The sequence below is a fragment of the Caballeronia sp. GAWG2-1 genome (assembly GCF_023631405.1).
GTDB lineage: Bacteria > Pseudomonadota > Gammaproteobacteria > Burkholderiales > Burkholderiaceae > Caballeronia.
Genome location: NZ_JALQDD010000040.1, coordinates 303,653 through 319,483, shown reverse-complemented (window position 1 = coordinate 319,483; position 15,831 = coordinate 303,653). Strand labels below are relative to the sequence as shown.

Genomic DNA, 15,831 nt, shown 5'->3' with positions numbered 1-15,831 from the left:
AACCTGAGTGCGACGGCGCGCCGAGTATATCGGCACGCCGCGTGATCCGTCGATTGGCGCGTCAGGCGATCAGATAGCCGCCATCAACCGGCACGACCGTTCCCGTCATGAACGACGCCGCCGGCGACGCCAGAAACGCCACCACGCGCGCGACATCCTCCGGCAAGCCCCAGCGCTTCATGGGCGTGCGCTCGAGAATGGCTTGCGAGCGGCCGTCGTCCTCCTGCAGCGCCTGCGTAAGCGGCGTGGCAATCCAGCCGGGCGCGACCGCGTTCACGCGAATGCCTTCCGCCGCGTAAGCAATCGCGAGCGACTTCGTCAACTGCGCGACGCCGCCCTTGCTCGCGCTGTACGCGGGCACGAGACCGCCGCCGAAGAACGTCAGCATCGACGCCGTGTTGACGATCGATCCCCGGCTTTTCGCGAGTAACGGTCGCGCCGCCGAGCACATCCGCATGGTGCCGTTGAGATTCACGGCGATCACGCGCTCGAAGGTTTCGATGTCGTGCTCGTCGCCACGCTTGATCATGCCCGCGCAGTTGACGAGCACGTCGAGCGAATTGAGACGCGCGAAAAGATCGGCGGTGCTGGCGGCATCGGCAACATCGAGCGCGGCGACTTCGATTTCCGCGCCGAGCGCGTCCTTCTGGGCTGCCGTCGGCGCGATACCCGCCGCGATGACGCGCGCGCCGAGCGTCGCGAATTCCTGCGCGATGCCCGCGCCGATACCTTGCGTGCCGCCCGTCACGACGACGGTCTTGCCTTTGTACAGATCAGGTTGAAAGGTCATGAGTAGCTTGAATGGTCAGACGACGGGAACGGCGGCGGCTTTCGCCTCGGAATCCTGAATCGGCGAGCGCACGACGAACATGTACACGAGCGCGGCGGCGAACGCCACGCCCGCGCTGATCAGGAACGCGTTGACGAACGAATGCGTCTTGTCGACCACGAGCCCGGTAATGAACGGCGCGAACGAACCGCCGAAGTAACCGCCGAAGTTCTGGATGCTCCCGAGCGAGGCCACCATATGACGCGGAGCCGCGACCGAGACGAGCGCCCACGCCGCGCCGCTCGCCATGTTGACGAAGAACATTGCCGCCGACAAATACACGATAGCGAGCGTGAGATTCGGCGTGAACGCGGCCGGCACCGTGAAGAGCGCGCCGCCGATGAGACCCGAGCAGATCGGCCACTTGCGGCTGCGAATGGGTGCGACGCCGCGCGCCATCAGACCATCGGCGATAAAGCCCGACGACAGCATGCCGAGCGTGCCGGCAAGATAGGGGATGGTCACGACCCAGCCGGTCTTCGCAATCGTCAGATGACGCTCGTGTTCGAGATACGCCGGCAGCCACGTGAGATACAGCCACACCATGTAGATCACGCCCATGAAGCCGAAGATCATGCCCCAGGTCGTCGCCTTGCCGAAGAGACCGCGCCATTCCGCGAAGGTCATATTGCGTTCGGCGCGCTGTGCGGGTTCGCCTTCGGTCAGATGCGCGACTTCCTGCGCATCGAGCGTGATGTCCTTGCGGTTCCGATACACCACATACCAGCCCACCGACACCATGATGCCGAGTACGCCCATGATGACGAACATGTTGCGCCAGCCGAAGTTGAGCAGCAACACGGTGAGAATGGGCGGAGCGAGCGCCGGGCCAATGGTCGACGACGTCACGAAGATGCCGGTCGGCTTGCCGCGTTCGCGCTGCGCGAACCATTCGCTGACGACCTTGGCGCCCGCCGGAAATTGAGGCGCCTCGCCGATACCGAGTGCGATGCGGGCCGCGAGAAACTGATGCAGCGTCGTGACGAGGCCGCCGAACAACTGCGCCACCGACCACACGAACATGCCGAGCCCGAGCATGATGCGCGCGCCGAAGCGATCGAGCATCACGCCGATGGGCAACTGCGAAAACGCGTACGCGAACGAGAATGCTGAGAGCAGCAAGCCCATCTGCGATGCGGACAGGCCCAGCTCCTGTGTGACCGAATGATTCGCGATGGAAAGCGTGCTGCGGTCGAGATAGTTCACGATTCCGGCAAGCGTCAGGAACGTGAGCGCGACCCACTGTATGCGCTTCAGGCGCGGCGATTTACTCTGCATGTTGTCTCCTCCGAGAGCCTTGTTTTTATGCTTCGGTTCGGTTGGCAAAAGGTGTTGCGGGAATTGCGTTGCTTCAGACTGTGCTTCAAGCCGTTGCATCGAGCGTTATTCAGCGAATGAACTGATCGGCGAAATCCGCGCCCAGTCCAACGGCTTCGTAATGCTTGCGGCACATGTCCACCTTCGTGAACACGTCTTCATAACCGGTGTAGTTGCCGTACGGATCGCAATAGAACATCACGCCGTTCACCTGAAAGTAGGTGATCATTTCCTCGACGTCTTCGGGCACGTAAAGCGTGTGCGTTTCGCCGGGCGGCTCGAATACGTAGCTGCCTTCTGTTGCAACCCAGTCATGCTCCAGATAACGCCAGCGCCCCTTGAGCACCATGCCATGCACGGCTTGCGGATGACGGTGACGCGACAGCACGCCCGACTTGCGCACGCGCAGCAGGTTCATCCAGTAACCGGTCGACACATTGAGGCACAGCGGACGAAACCAGACGTTCTCGGCTTGCGGGACCCACTCGCGCTCGTCGGTTGGAATCGCGTGACTCACGACGATTTCCTTCTGCGCTTCCTTGGGATTGGGATACTGATACGGCGTGAGGGCATCCGCCGAATTCTTGGGCGCGGGCATTCGCGTCTCCTTGTCCATATTGTGGATGGTTAAACCAAATTATGGACAGATATTCACGCGGCTGCGATTAATTGTCAAGATTCATCACGCGCTTAAGAATAGGGATTCGCACCGACGAAAAAAAAGCGGACCTGCGAGGCAGGTCCGCTTTGACGCAGCAATACGGTTCCTTGGGAAGGACCGATGGGCTTAACGCGCCATCATCAGCATGTGGACGTTATGCATGACCCATACCGTTCCGACGACAACGACGAGCGACATCAGAATCGTATAGGCGAACGACAAGGCGTGCCAGCGCTGCCCCTTCGATGCGTTCACGTGCAGGAAGAAAACCACGTGGACGATCATCTGCACGGCGGCCAGCACTGCAAGCGCCGTGATCGCGCGCTCGCCGCTGAACGTGCCCGACATCACGAGCCAGAACGACGCCAAGGTCAGCACGACCGCCAGCACGAAGCCGATCAGATAGCCACGCACGCTGACATGCGGGATATCGCCATGTGTTGAATGCGTATGTGCCATTAGACGAGGCTCGCAAGGTAGACGAAGGAGAACACGCAAATCCAGACGATGTCCAGGAAGTGCCAGAAAAGGCTCAGACAGGCGAGCCGGCGCAGTTCGCGTTCGCCCATGCCCGGCTTGGCGATCATCTGCACCGCAAGCACGATCAGCCAGATCATGCCGAGGGTGACGTGCAGACCATGCGTGCCGACGAGCGTGAAGAACGACGACCAGAACGCGCTGCGCTGAGGGCTGGCGCCTTCGGCGATCAGATGCGCGAACTCGTGCAGTTCCAGCCACAGGAAGCCCGCGCCCAGCAGAAACGTGACGATGAGCCACGCGAGCACGGCACCCGTCTTCTTGCGTTGCGCAAAAATCATCGCAAAGCCGAACGTCAGACTGCTCGTGAGCAGCAGCGCGGTTTCGATCGCGACATCGTTGAGATTGAAGAGATCCTTTGCCGTCGGGCCGCCCGCGAACTGATGCCCCATCATCGCGAAGGTCGCGAAAAGGGAGGCGAACAGCACGCAGTCGGTCATCAGGTAGGCCCAGAAGCCGAACACGGAATGCGACGAGTGTTCGTGCTCATGGTCATGCGCGTGATGCGCGGATAGTGTCGATTGCGACATTTACAGCACCTCCAGTTCCAGGTCGCGCGCGACGCCGGTCTTTGCAGGCGACTTCGGCGGACGGTTCCGCTCTTCGGTCGCCTTGACGGTCGCGGCGGGGATCATGTAGCCAGCGTTCGCACGGAAGCTGTAGCCGATGACGGTCGCGGCAATGCCGACCAGACCGACGATAGCCATCCACCAGATATGCCAAATGGCGGCAAAGCCGAGCACCAGCGCGAACACGCCGATGACAAGACCCGCGCTCGTGTTCGACGGCATGTGGATGGCGCGGTACGGTCCCTGATCGGCCATGCTGCGGCCGGTTTCCTTCATGTCGGCGAACTCGTCGAGTTCACGCACGGCTGGAATATGCGCGAAGTTGTAGACCGGCGGCGGCGAGCTGATCGCCCATTCGAGCGTGCGGCCGTTCCACGGGTCGCCCGTGACATCGCGATACGCCGGCTGGTTGCGGCGAATCACGCTGACTACGATCTGCGCGACCTGGAAGGCCACGCCCAACGCGATGATGCCGACGCCCGCAGCCGCGACCATCAGATACGGCTGCCATGCGGGGTTGTCGTAATGGTTGATACGGCGCGTCATGCCCATGAAGCCGAGGATGTAGATGGGCACGAACGCCACGAAGAAGCCCACGAACCAGCAAATGAAGGCGTTGCGGCCGAGCTTTTCGTCCAGCTTGAAGCCGAACACTTTGGGCCACCAGTACTGCACGCCGGCAAAGTAGCCGAACACCACGCCGCCGATGATCGCGTTATGGAAGTGCGCGATCAGGAAGAGGCTGTTGTGCAGCACGAAGTCCGCGCCGGGAATGGCCAGCATGACTCCCGTCATGCCGCCGAGCGTGAACGTGATGATGAAGCCGATGGTCCACAACACGGGCGTCGTGAACTGGATGCGGCCACGGTACATCGTGAACAGCCAGTTGAAGATCTTCACGCCGGTCGGGATGGAGATGATCATCGTCATGATGCCGAAGAAGGCATTGACGTTGGCGCCCGAACCCATGGTGAAGAAGTGGTGCAGCCACACGAGGAACGACAGCACCATGATGCAGCACGTCGCGTAGACCATCGTCTTGTAGCCGAACAGCGGCTTCTTCGAGAACGTCGAGACCACTTCCGAATAAATGCCGAAAGCCGGCAGAATCAGAATGTAGACCTCGGGGTGTCCCCAAGCCCAGATCAGGTTCAGATACACCATCGGGTTGCCGCCGCCGTCGTTCGTGAAGAAGTGCATGCCGAGGTAGCGGTCGAGACCGAGCAGCGCGAGCGCGACGGTCAGGATCGGGAACGTCGCCATGATCAGCACGTTCGAGCAGAACGCCGTCCATGTGAACACCGGCAGCTTCATCCACGTCATGCCGGGTGCGCGCATCTTCACGATGGTGACGAAGAAGTTCACGCCCGTCAGCAACGTGCCGACGCCGGAAATCTGCAAGGCCCAGATGTAGTAATCGACCCCGACGCCCGGACTGAATTGCGTCTCGGAGAGCGGCGGATACGCGAGCCAGCCCGTCTTCGAAAACTCGCCGATGAAGAGCGAGAGATTGATCAGGACGGCGGCCACGGCCGTCATCCAGAACGACAGCGAGTTGATGAACGGAAACGCCACGTCGCGCGCGCCGATCTGCAAAGGCACCACGAGGTTGAAGAATGCGACCAGCAGCGCCATGGCCATGAAGAAGATCATGATGGTGCCGTGGGCCGAGAAAATCTGGTCGTAGTGATGCGGCGGGAAGATGCCGGGATTATTCAGCGCGATGGCTTGCTGCACGCGCATCATGATGGCGTCCGCGAAGCCGCGCACCAGCATGAGTCCCGCCACGACGAGATACATGACGCCAATGCGCTTGTGATCCGTCGACGTCAGGTACTCGTTCCAGAGCCAGGCCCATTTGCCGAACTTAGTGAGAAGGGCGGCCGCACCGATCACCATGATCGCCATGAGGACCGTCGCCCCCATGATGATGGGTTCGTGGTACGGGATCGCCTCGAGCGTTAATTTGCCAAACATGGCTTACCCCTTGGTTACGCAGTTTTCGCCGTTGACATCGAAACGGCCGTTGTTGTACTTGCCGACGATGTTGTTGAAGAGCTTGGGATCGACGGTGGAAAAGTACTTCACCGGATCTTTCTCGCTCGGTTTCGCGACGCCGGCGTAGACGTCCATGTCCAGACGCGCGGGCGCGGTCTTGACCTTCTTCTGCCATGCATCGAAATCGGCGGAAGACATGGCGAGCGCGCGGAACTTCATGTCGGAGAAGCCTTGACCGCTGTAGTTCGCGGAGATGCCCGCATAGTCGCCCACGTGATCCGCTTGCAGATGCAGCTTCGTCTGCATGCCGGCCATTGCGTAGATCTGGCCGCCGAGTTGCGGGATGAAGAACGAGTTCATCACCGAATCCGACGTGATGCGGAAGTTCACCGGCGTGCCAACGGGAATGGCCAACTGGTTCACCGACGCAATGCCGAGATCCGGATAGATGAAGAGCCACTTCCAGTCGAGCGCGACGACTTCTACGTTGATCGGCTTGACATCCGATTGAAGCGGCTTGTACGGATCGAGTTCATGCGTGGTTTTCCACGTCAAAATGCCGAGGTACAGGATGATGACAGCGGGAATCGCCCAGACGACGATTTCGATTGCCGTGGAGTGCGTCCATTTGGGCGCGTAGGTAGCGTTCTTATTCGACGCGCGATAGCGCCACGCGAAGAACAGGGTCATCAAAATGACCGGGATGACGACGAGAAGCATGGTGTAAGTCGAAAGAGCGATCAACGAAGCTTCCGCTTTGCCGATGCTGCCCTTCGAGTCCAACACTTCCAGCTTGCATCCCGAGAGACAGAGACTGGCCACCCCCGCTAACAGTGGCGCTGCTAAACGTTTGGTTTTCTCATTCATTGCATTCGCTGGTTTCTTTGATCGAAGCGTTCTGAAAGAACGCCGTGCACGGCGTTGCGCCGCGCCACGATGATGCCATGCAGCATTGAGCACGAAAACGCTAATCTATGGAAAAGCGTTTCAATTGATGTGCGTGCGACGCTGTGTCACGCGAACGCTTATTGCCCGCTTAATTTGTGACGAATTTATATGTCTTGAAGGCTTGATTTTTCGCAAGCGAAGCGCTTGTTTTAGCGGCTTTTATTGTTTTGGAGCGGTCTTGTCCAAGGCCTAAGCAAAACGAATTAACCAGACGGTGTGCCATGCTGACAGACGATTGGCAATCGTGTGTCAAATCATGTTGCAAGAGGTGATGGTACCGGTTGGGATGAGTAGAAAAGCGGTCTCGCAAGACGCGCAACCTCGCGCATACCCGATCCAAAGAAAGGCCTCGTGTGACATTCGTCAATATCAGCGCGTGACATGCGATTGTCGAGCGAGAAAGCTGCCCATACCATCGGGTGCAAGCGCAGGTGGAATCGAATCACGCAGCGCATTTCATTCGGGCAGTCCAATCATGAATCGACATCAAGCTGAAAACGGCGCGTCGCGCGCTTCCTCACATTTGTTTGCACCGCTCGTCATTCGCGGTCGCACGCTCTTGCCTATCGTGCAGGGCGGCATGGGCGTTGGGGTGTCGGCGCATCGGCTGGCGGGCAGCGTCGCGCGAGAGGGCGCGCTCGGCACGATCGCGAGCATCGACCTGCGGCATCATCATGAGGATCTTCTCGCCATGTGCCGCACCGATCCGTCGCGCGATACGCTCGAACGCGTCAATCTCATCGCGCTGGAACGCGAGATTCAGGCCGCGCGTGAACTGTCGCAAGGGCGCGGCATGATCGCAGTCAACGTCATGAAAGCCGTGCGCGCGCACGCCGACTACGTGCGCGTCGCGTGCGAGCAAGGCGCGGGCGCAATCGTCATGGGCGCGGGCTTGCCGCTCGACCTGCCCGATCTCACGCAAGGCCACGACATTGCGCTCATTCCCATACTTTCGGACAGTCGCGGCGTCGCGCTCGTGCTGAAGAAGTGGATGAAGAAAGGCCGCCTGCCCGACGCGATCGTGATCGAACATCCCGCGCATGCGGGCGGACATCTCGGCGTCAACGACGTCGCCGACATGCACAACGAGCGCTTCGGCTTCGAACGTGTACTCGGCGAATTGCAGACCGTGTTCGAATCGCTCGGGCTGAACCGAGGCGACGTGCCGGTGATCGTCGCGGGCGGCATCAACAGTCACGAAGCGGTGAGCAAGTGGCTGGCGGCGGGCGCGAATGGCGTGCAGATTGGAACGCCCTTTGCCGTCACCAAGGAAGGCGACGCGCATCCCGAGTTCAAGCGCGTGCTCACCGAAGCGACGCCGGAAGACATCGTGGAGTTCATTAGCGTGACGGGTTTGCCCGCGCGTGCGGTCAAGACGCCGTGGCTCATGCGCTATTTGCGCAACGAGGAGCGCATCCGCACGAAGATCGGCGCGCGCGAGCAGACATGTCCGTCGGCGCTCGAATGTTTGAGCGCATGCGGTTTGCGTGATGGCATCGAGAAGTTCGGGCACTTCTGTATCGATACCCGGCTCGCGGCGGCTTTGCGTGGCGATGTCAACAACGGCCTCTTCTTCCGTGGACGTGAAACCTTGCCATTCGGTCCGGCCATTCGCAGCGTGCGCGACTTGATCGAGCTTCTTCTGACCGGAGCGACGAAGCCGGTACTGAGCCTCCGATAAATTCCGCCGAAACGATGTTCTTCGCGCCGCGCAACGAAGCTCGGCCCTGCTCCTATTGATGCGCGCGAGGCTTTCGACCTAACCTGCGTGACCATTGCAACAGGAGCATGTCGACCATGGCGAAGCGATTTCCCCTTCACCCCAGCCACCCGGAGCGTAACTGCTGGGGCTGCGACCACTACTGCTCCGAGAAAGCGATGCGCTGCGGCAATGGCTCGAATCGCACGCAGCATCCGGCGGAATTGCTCGGAGAAGACTGGTACGAGTTCGGCGATTGGGATCTCTGCGTGCTCGAAAACGCTACTTCCGTCGCGCCATCCGCCAAGTAACGCGTTCTCGAAATAGATCAATCGACGCTGCGACCAGCGCTTTAGAACTAATCCGAACCTCAGGCGCAGGCTGCATCCCTAGAATTCGGGCATCTCATAAACACAGCGATGCCCGACATGTCCACGAAGCTCGAATTCGAATCTCCCGAAGGCCGTCTTTCCCTGTCTATCGACGATGTCGAATTCATGGCTTACGGTGCCGGTGAACTCGCCATGCGCTCGATGCGCGAGCTCGTCGAACGCATGCGCCGCATGGGGCTTGGCGCAATTGCCGAAGCACATGCACGCGTGCAGGCGCAGAGCAAGGTGACGATCATGGAATTGCGCGAGATGCGCGAGGACGCGGAAGCCATCCTTCTGCTGGGAAGCCAGGGTGAGACGATAGACGACACCATCACGCCGCGGCTCGACGCATTGCGTCAAACGATCGCGCAGACGCAGGTGGACATGCGTGCAAGCGTGGACCGTCTCGCGGCGCTCGCCGTCTCGTGCCACGAAGCGCTGATGCGTATTCCCGGCTACCGTCCGCCCTCGGGACCGCGCGGCTGAGCCGATCTTATCGAAAGTCTGTCGCGAAGCTCAACTGCCTGAATACTTCCGCAACAGCGCATTCACGTCGATGCGCTGACCTTGCAGCAGCATGATGCGCGCATGCAGCACGAGGTTTTCGAGCACGAGCAGCGCGGTGGTGAGCATGTAGGTGAGGCTGACATCGCCGGGATTGAGGCCGCTGTCTTGCAGACCGCGATGCCGTTCCAGAAGCGAAGTCAACACGAGACGGCGCAGTTCCGGTTCGCCGAACGGCAGGTCGCCGTAATCGACCGGATCTTCTTGTTCCAGTTCTTCGAGCAGGCCGGCCAATTCGTTGATGGTCACTTCCATGGCTTCTCCGACGTCGACTTGCGTGAGCGGTGAGCTAGCAGTTCCATGGTGCCACGTCCGGCCAGAAAACAAAACAGCCTCGGCGTACACTCGAAACGATCAGTTCCAACGCAACGACGCAGCGCCAGAAAAGGAGCCGAATGGCAAAGCCCGCGCCCGAACCGTGGTATCGGCCGTTACCGGAAGAAACGTGCGCGCTATGCGGGCGACCCGTGCCCGCGTCCGAGCGCGACCTGCATCATCTCGTGCCGAAGTCGCAGGGCGGACGGCAGACAGCGGTGCTGCATCGCATCTGTCATCGGCAACTGCATGCGCTCTTTACCGAGAAGGAACTCGCGCAACGATTCGCTACCATCGACGCGCTCATGCAGGACGAAGCAGTGCGCAGCTTCGTCGACTGGGTGCGCACCAAGCCGAATAGTTTTTATCAGCGCACCCGACGCTCGGCGCGCAAGCGGTGACGCGGACCGCGTCTGCGTCATTGCGCCATCGAGACATCCGCGCGCAGCGCCGACATCCCGAAGCGCTGCATGATGTAACTCTCGACGACGAGTTGCAGGTCACGCTCGCGCGGCCGCGTGCCCCAGCGGCTGTTCCCCGCCACCGATGCGATGGTGAACCACGAATGCGGCGGAAATAGTTCCACGCGCAATAGCCCGCGCTCCAGTATTCTCAACCGCCCCGTGTCGACGTGAAACTCGGCGCTTATCGTGCCGCTCTGCGTGTCGATGCTCGCTGTTACCGCCTTCGAATTCATGGTCTCGCTCTCGTGTGATATCGATTCGATGCCGACGCCCCGACGTCAGCTACTCCGTTGCTTCGGAAGCGCCCCGAACGTTCCTTGGCTTCCGCGCTTACCCAAACCTTAGATCTGCAACTTTTGCACGCATAGTCCCGCTTGCGCGGGGAGACGGACGGGGGAGGTCCCCATCGGTCGTGCAGAAAGATGCTTATAGGCATACAGTACTGAAGTTGCGATTTGCCGCCGAAACATCGGCGCGATCGGCAAGATCACCGCAACGCGTGTGCGAGAGCGCGGCGAACGTTCGCTGTCGCACATAAAAAAACGATGCGCGCTCTCGCGCGCACTTCCGTTTCGACCGTGTCCCCGAGGTGTCTCAAGGACGCGGTTCCTGTCATAAGCCTGGAACTCAAGAGGGAAAACAATCATGCGCAAGGCGTATTCCTATGCAGCATCCGCCGCCGACAAACCGCTCGGCCCGCTTGAAATCGAGCGTCGCGATGTCGGCCCGAACGATGTCCGCATCGACGTGCTGTTTTGCGGCGTCTGCCACTCGGACCTGCACATGGCGCGCAACGAGTGGGGCGGCACGAACTATCCGGTCGTGCCGGGCCATGAGATTGTCGGGCGCGTGGCGGAAGTCGGCGCCGAGGTGACGAAGTTCAAGGTGGGCGATCTGGCGGGCGTCGGCTGCATGGTCGATTCTTGCCGCGTGTGCCCGTCTTGCAAGGAAGGCGAGGAGCAGTTCTGCGAGAGCCCGGAAAGCTTCGTGCAGACGTACAACTCGCCCGACAAGAAGTCGGGCGGCGTGACGTACGGCGGCTATTCGACCTCGATGGTCGTCGACGAAGCCTTCACGTTGAAGGTGCCTGACAACCTCGACCCGGCGGCCGTCGCACCGTTGCTGTGCGCGGGCATCACCACGTACTCGCCGTTACGTCACTGGAACGTGCAGCCGGGCGACAAGGTGGGCGTCGTCGGACTGGGCGGCTTGGGCCATATGGGCGTGAAGCTGGCGGCGGCGATGGGCGCGCATGTCGTCTTGTTCACGACATCACCGGGCAAGATCGAGGATGCGAAGCGTCTCGGCGCGAACGAGGTGGTGATCTCGAAAGACCCGGAGCAGATGGCGGCGCACGCCAACAGCTTCGATTTCATTTTGAACACGGTGGCGGCATCGCACGATCTCGACCAGTTCATGGTCTTGCTCAAGCGTGATGGCACGATGACGCTGGTTGGCGTGCCGGAGCATCCGCATCCTTCGCCGGCTGTGTTCAACCTGATCTTCAAGCGCCGGTCGATTGCGGGTTCGCTGATCGGCGGTATTGCGGAGACGCAGGAGATGCTGGATTTCTGCGGCAAGCACGGGATCACGTCCGACATCGAGATGATTCGCATGGATCAGATCAACGACGCGTACGAGCGTATGTTGAAGAGCGATGTGAAGTATCGGTTCGTGGTGGATATGGGGACGTTGGCGCAGTAGGGGTGTTAGTTGGTGAGGTAACGGAGAGCCCGCGTGAGCGGGCTTGTTCCGTGGTGTTTAGCGACCTTCGCGAACGCGACGTTCCAGGCGGAATATGCCCGGCGGAACGAAGTACGTGCCAAAGCGCACGAGCCCCGTCTTTTTCAAATGACAGGTCATCTCGAAGCTCACCTGCAAGCCGGGGTCGTCGTTTTGCAAGATGCCGATATCGATAGAGCGAATCCGCGGCTCATACTTCAAAAGCGTTGCTTCCATTTGCTGCTTGAGCGCGTGTGACGAGCCGGGCAACTCCTTGTAAACATTGGTCAGATCCGGCAGACCGTAGTCTGGTAGATGCTTCAGTGCGCCCGCACGCGTATTGAGAATACGCCGCACGTTTTGCTGCACGCTCAAGGCTTCGAGCGTGCGGTCGTCGAAATGGTCGATCGACTCCCCGTCAATCTGACCGAGGAGCATGTCGTAGAGCGATGGGCCGGCCGCCATGACGCAGCGCTCAGCCGTGTGCAGCGACAACTTCGCCGCGATCGACGAATTCAATCGTCAGATTGCCTTCTTCCGAACTTGCAAGGCGAACCTCGGCCGGCGTCGTGCCGGTGGCCATACGTGTCAGAAGTTCGCGCGAAACGGTCGGCAGGATGCGCTGATCGAGGAACGTGTCGACATTTCGCGCGCCGGATTCGCGGGCGAGGCACAGTTCTGCGAGCGAGGCGATGAGCGTGTCGTCGCAAACGAGATTGACGTCATGCTGCTTTTGCAAGCGGTCCGAAATCTTGCCGAGTTTCAGCCGAACGATCTGCGCCAGAGCGTCGGCGGCCAATGGCCGGTAGACGAGCGTCTGGAAGCGCGCGAGCAACGCAGGTTGAAAATGCTTGACGAGCGGCTCGTGGATCGCATCGAGGAGCGCCGCCTGGGCAATGTCCGGATTGTCCGTCGTCACTTCGTCGATCTGCGCGCTGCCAAGATTCGACGTCATCAAAATCACGCAGTTGCGGAAGTCGATTTCGCGACCTTCGCCATCGCGCATGGTGCCGCGGTCGAACACCTGATAGAAGATATCGAGCACGTCGCGATGCGCCTTCTCCACTTCATCGAGCAATACGACGCTATAAGGGCGTTGCCGCACCGCTTCGGTGAGAATACCGCCGCGTCCGTAACCGACGTAACCTGGTGGCGAACCCTTCAGCTGCGAGACCGTGTGCGCCTCCTGATACTCCGACATATTGATCGTCGTAAGGGCGGCCTCGCCGCCAAAGAGGACATCGGCAAGCGCGAGCGCGGTTTCGGTCTTGCCGACACCCGAAGGTCCTGTCAGCAGGAACACGCCGAGCGGCGCGTGCTCGCTCTTGAGTCCCGCCTTCGCCGTGCGCAGGCTTTGCGCGAGTGTGCCGAGCGCGTCGTTTTGCGCAACCACGCGTGCGGCCATGCGCTCCTCCAGCGCGAGCAGGCTCAGAAGCTCGTCTTCGACCAGACTGCCCACCGGCACGCCTGTCCACTCCGCGACGACGCGGGCAATGGCTTGGGCGTCGACATCGGCGAAGATGAGCGGAGTCTTGCCTTGCGCGTCGGCGAGCGCGTGGCGGGCTTGCGACAAGGCATCGGCATGCGGCTTAGTGCTGCCGTCGCCCCGCTGTTTCAGCAGACTCTGCACGAGCGTCAGTTCTCGTTCATAACGCGCTTGCAGGTCACTCGCTTCTTGCTTCGCGTGCATGATCGATACATCGAGTGCCGCGCGACGGGCCGCCACGTCGGCAACACCGGCGCGCTCGTCGGCATCGAGCGTCGCGCACTCGAGTTCCAGCGCAGCCACTGCCGCTCGTGCGCGTTGCAGTTCGGCTGGCGGCGAATCGAGTCCCATGCGAACTCGTGCGGCTGCGGTGTCGATGAGATCGACGGCCTTGTCCGGCAACTGCCGCGACGGAATGTAACGGCGCGACAGCTTGACGGCGGCGACGAGTGCCTCGTCGCGAATATGCACGTGGTGATGCCGTGCGTAACGCGTGGCAAGGCCGCGCAACATGAGACATGCGGCATCGTCGCCGGGTTCTTCGACCTTGACGAGCTGGAAGCGCCTTTCGAGCGCTTCATCGCGTTCGAAATACTCCTTGTATTCGGCCCAGGTCGTTGCTGCAATCGTGCGCAGTTCGCCACGCGCGAGCGCCGGCTTGAGCAGGTTCGCGGCGTCCGATCCGCCTGCTGAATTGCCCGCGCCGATCAATGTATGCGCTTCGTCGATGAACAGTAGAACCGGCGTGCTCGATGCGCGCACTTCGTCGATCACGTTCTTCAGACGCTGCTCGAATTCGCCCTTCACGCCAGCGCCCGCCTGCAGCAGGCCGAGGTCGAGCGTGAGAATGCGTACGTCGCGCAGGATTGCGGGCAAGCTGCCGTCGATGACACGCAGGGCCAGCCCTTCGACGATCGCGGTCTTGCCTACGCCCGGATCGCCGACGAGGATCGGGTTGTTCTTGCGACGGCGCACGAGCACGTCGATCATTTGTTGAATCTCGCGTTCCCGTCCGAACACGGGGTCGATCTCGCCACGGCGGGCCTTTTCTGTCAGATCGATAGCAAAGCGCGCAAGGGCTTCGCCTTCGGTCGAGCGTGGCGGCGCGGGTGTAGCAGATGGCAGATTTTCTTCGGATGCCGACGCTGCCTGTTCGCGCGCCTCGTCTTCCGCTTCCGGTTCCTCGACGCGGTTTTCGCACGACAAACGGCCAAGACGCGGCAGCAACCGCTCGATCTGCATGCTGGACAGCGACAGCAGCGGCCAAGCGTCTTTCGTACGCAGCACGTGCGGCGCGTCGATGATCGCCCGCAGCAAGTGCGCCGAGCGAATCTTGCCGTCGATATCCTCGCGTGACGCCAGGGTCCACGCGTCTTGCAGCACGCTCGCGAGCTGAATTGAAATCGAAGGCATGCCCCGCAGATTGCGTGGCAGCCGATCGATGGCCGCGAGCAGTGCGTTCCACACCGCATCGACATCGATATCGTAGTGTTTGAGGATCGCCGGAATGTCCCCGTCATCGGCCTCGATCAGCTTCAAAAGCCAGTGCTCGACCGTGATTTCGTCGGATAGACGCGTTTGGCAAAGGCTCGCGGCCGCTTCAAGCGTACGTGAGCAGTGCGGGTTGAGCCGGCGAAGCAATTGCGTGGAATCTCGGGATGTCATAACGGGAAAGCGAAGAAAACCGAAGGAGGCGAAATATGAAAAATCGCCGGCCCATTCGATATGGACCGGCGACGGACCCGATCAGCGGATCAGATCCGTTTGCAACTCAAGCGCCTGAATTACGAGCGCTCGTTCCACGTGTCAGCGTGAATGATGTTGCCGTCCTTGTACGCCCACGTGATTTTCTCGTAGCGCAGTTCCACCTGTTCGAGGTGGTTGTGCTTTTCGTAGTCGGGAACCTTGATGTCGTGCATCTTCGGTCGCACAGCGACGACCTTGACGTTCTCGAGCTTGGTGTTGAAGTATTCCTTCTCCTTGCCCGCGTCGTCGATCTTGTACCACTTCATCTCGACCGACTTCAGCGTCTGACCGCTCGTCACAGCCTTGTACAGATAAGGCGTCGACGCGTCCGTTTCCTTCGTGAAGGTGATCGGCGCGTGCACGCGCGTGCCGGTCAGCTTGCCGGTGTTGCCGTCGGTCGGGATGTGGATGCCGTGATCGAAAGCGACGACTTCGACGCTGCCTTCACGATCTTGCACGGTAACGGAACCCTTGATGTCGGCGCCACCGTCATCCTTGAGCCACATGTATGCGGGAATTGCCATTTACTGCTCCTTCTTAGTACAACAAAACGTGCCCAGGAAAGCATTCTCCCGGGCCTCAAGATCCCAAAGCCGTAGCCC

17 protein-coding genes are annotated in these 15,831 nt (G+C 60.7%); 5 read left to right on the top strand and 12 right to left on the bottom strand.

The window, feature by feature from the left end; all coding sequences use genetic code 11:
• Positions 1-61 precede the first annotated feature (61 nt).
• From NCR98_RS28425 to cyoA, 7 genes are all read right to left on the bottom strand, one after another.
• Complete coding sequence (locus tag NCR98_RS28425; protein ID WP_250528024.1) at positions 62-790, bottom strand: SDR family NAD(P)-dependent oxidoreductase; 729 nt, start codon at positions 788-790, stop codon at positions 62-64.
• Positions 791-805: 15 nt separating this feature from the next.
• Positions 806-2,107, bottom strand: a complete 1,302-nt coding sequence (locus NCR98_RS28420; RefSeq protein WP_250528023.1) for an MFS transporter — start codon at positions 2,105-2,107, stop codon at positions 806-808.
• A 109-nt stretch (positions 2,108-2,216) separates the two neighbouring features.
• Positions 2,217-2,744 (bottom strand): 2,4'-dihydroxyacetophenone dioxygenase family protein, encoded by a 528-nt coding sequence (locus tag NCR98_RS28415; RefSeq protein WP_244829914.1) that lies wholly within the window; start codon positions 2,742-2,744, stop codon positions 2,217-2,219.
• Positions 2,745-2,933: 189 nt separating this feature from the next.
• Positions 2,934-3,266 (bottom strand): cytochrome o ubiquinol oxidase subunit IV, encoded by a 333-nt coding sequence (gene cyoD, locus NCR98_RS28410; RefSeq protein WP_250468828.1) that lies wholly within the window; start codon positions 3,264-3,266, stop codon positions 2,934-2,936.
• Positions 3,266-3,874 carry a cytochrome o ubiquinol oxidase subunit III gene (gene cyoC, locus NCR98_RS28405; RefSeq protein ID WP_244829916.1) on the bottom strand — a complete coding sequence of 203 codons (609 nt, stop codon included), beginning with the start codon at positions 3,872-3,874 and terminating at the stop codon, positions 3,266-3,268. The genes cyoD and cyoC overlap by 1 nt, the downstream gene beginning before the upstream one ends.
• Positions 3,875-5,890: a cytochrome o ubiquinol oxidase subunit I gene (gene cyoB / locus NCR98_RS28400; RefSeq protein WP_250528022.1), complete on the bottom strand. Its 2,016-nt coding sequence runs from the start codon at positions 5,888-5,890 to the stop codon at positions 3,875-3,877.
• A gap of 3 nt (positions 5,891-5,893) precedes the next feature.
• A complete protein-coding gene (gene cyoA, locus NCR98_RS28395) occupies positions 5,894-6,778 on the bottom strand; it encodes a ubiquinol oxidase subunit II (protein ID WP_244829918.1) in 885 nt (294 codons plus the stop codon).
• A gap of 556 nt (positions 6,779-7,334) precedes the next feature.
• Here cyoA and NCR98_RS28390 point away from each other — a divergent pair.
• The 3 genes from NCR98_RS28390 to NCR98_RS28380 all read left to right on the top strand — a co-directional run bounded on the left by NCR98_RS28390 (position 7,335) and on the right by NCR98_RS28380 (position 9,418).
• Positions 7,335-8,540 carry an NAD(P)H-dependent flavin oxidoreductase gene (locus NCR98_RS28390; RefSeq protein ID WP_250528021.1) on the top strand — a complete coding sequence of 402 codons (1,206 nt, stop codon included), beginning with the start codon at positions 7,335-7,337 and terminating at the stop codon, positions 8,538-8,540.
• A 116-nt stretch (positions 8,541-8,656) separates the two neighbouring features.
• Positions 8,657-8,869 carry a DUF3079 domain-containing protein gene (locus tag NCR98_RS28385; protein WP_244829920.1) on the top strand — a complete coding sequence of 71 codons (213 nt, stop codon included), beginning with the start codon at positions 8,657-8,659 and terminating at the stop codon, positions 8,867-8,869.
• Positions 8,870-8,986: 117 nt separating this feature from the next.
• Positions 8,987-9,418, top strand: a complete 432-nt coding sequence (locus NCR98_RS28380) for a hypothetical protein (protein ID WP_244829921.1) — start codon at positions 8,987-8,989, stop codon at positions 9,416-9,418.
• 30 nt (positions 9,419-9,448) lie between these two features.
• Here NCR98_RS28380 and NCR98_RS28375 read toward each other — a convergent pair whose 3' ends face one another.
• Complete coding sequence (locus NCR98_RS28375; RefSeq protein ID WP_244829922.1) at positions 9,449-9,751, bottom strand: hypothetical protein; 303 nt, start codon at positions 9,749-9,751, stop codon at positions 9,449-9,451.
• A gap of 140 nt (positions 9,752-9,891) precedes the next feature.
• On the opposite strand from NCR98_RS28375, the gene NCR98_RS28370 reads away from it, so the two are divergent.
• Positions 9,892-10,212, top strand: a complete 321-nt coding sequence (locus NCR98_RS28370; protein WP_244829923.1) for an HNH endonuclease — start codon at positions 9,892-9,894, stop codon at positions 10,210-10,212.
• Positions 10,213-10,229: 17 nt separating this feature from the next.
• On the opposite strand, the gene NCR98_RS28365 is transcribed toward NCR98_RS28370, so the two are convergent.
• Entirely contained in the window at positions 10,230-10,508 is a 279-nt protein-coding gene (locus NCR98_RS28365; protein ID WP_244829924.1) for a hypothetical protein, read from the bottom strand.
• Between the two features lie 412 nt (positions 10,509-10,920).
• Between NCR98_RS28365 and NCR98_RS28360 the strand changes: the two genes are divergently transcribed.
• The gene (locus NCR98_RS28360) at positions 10,921-11,979 is read left to right on the top strand and encodes an NAD(P)-dependent alcohol dehydrogenase (protein WP_244829925.1); all 1,059 of its coding nucleotides are present in this window, start codon (positions 10,921-10,923) and stop codon (positions 11,977-11,979) included.
• A gap of 57 nt (positions 11,980-12,036) precedes the next feature.
• On the opposite strand, the gene tssE is transcribed toward NCR98_RS28360, so the two are convergent.
• From tssE to NCR98_RS28345, 3 genes are all read right to left on the bottom strand, one after another.
• On the bottom strand, positions 12,037-12,462 hold the full coding sequence (gene tssE / locus NCR98_RS28355; protein ID WP_250469499.1) for a type VI secretion system baseplate subunit TssE: 426 nt from the start codon (positions 12,460-12,462) through the stop codon (positions 12,037-12,039).
• Positions 12,463-12,472: 10 nt separating this feature from the next.
• Entirely contained in the window at positions 12,473-15,148 is a 2,676-nt protein-coding gene (gene tssH, locus NCR98_RS28350; protein WP_250528020.1) for a type VI secretion system ATPase TssH, read from the bottom strand.
• Positions 15,149-15,267: 119 nt separating this feature from the next.
• The gene (locus NCR98_RS28345; protein WP_244829927.1) at positions 15,268-15,753 is read right to left on the bottom strand and encodes an Hcp family type VI secretion system effector; all 486 of its coding nucleotides are present in this window, start codon (positions 15,751-15,753) and stop codon (positions 15,268-15,270) included.
• Between the last annotated feature and the right edge of the window lie 78 nt (positions 15,754-15,831).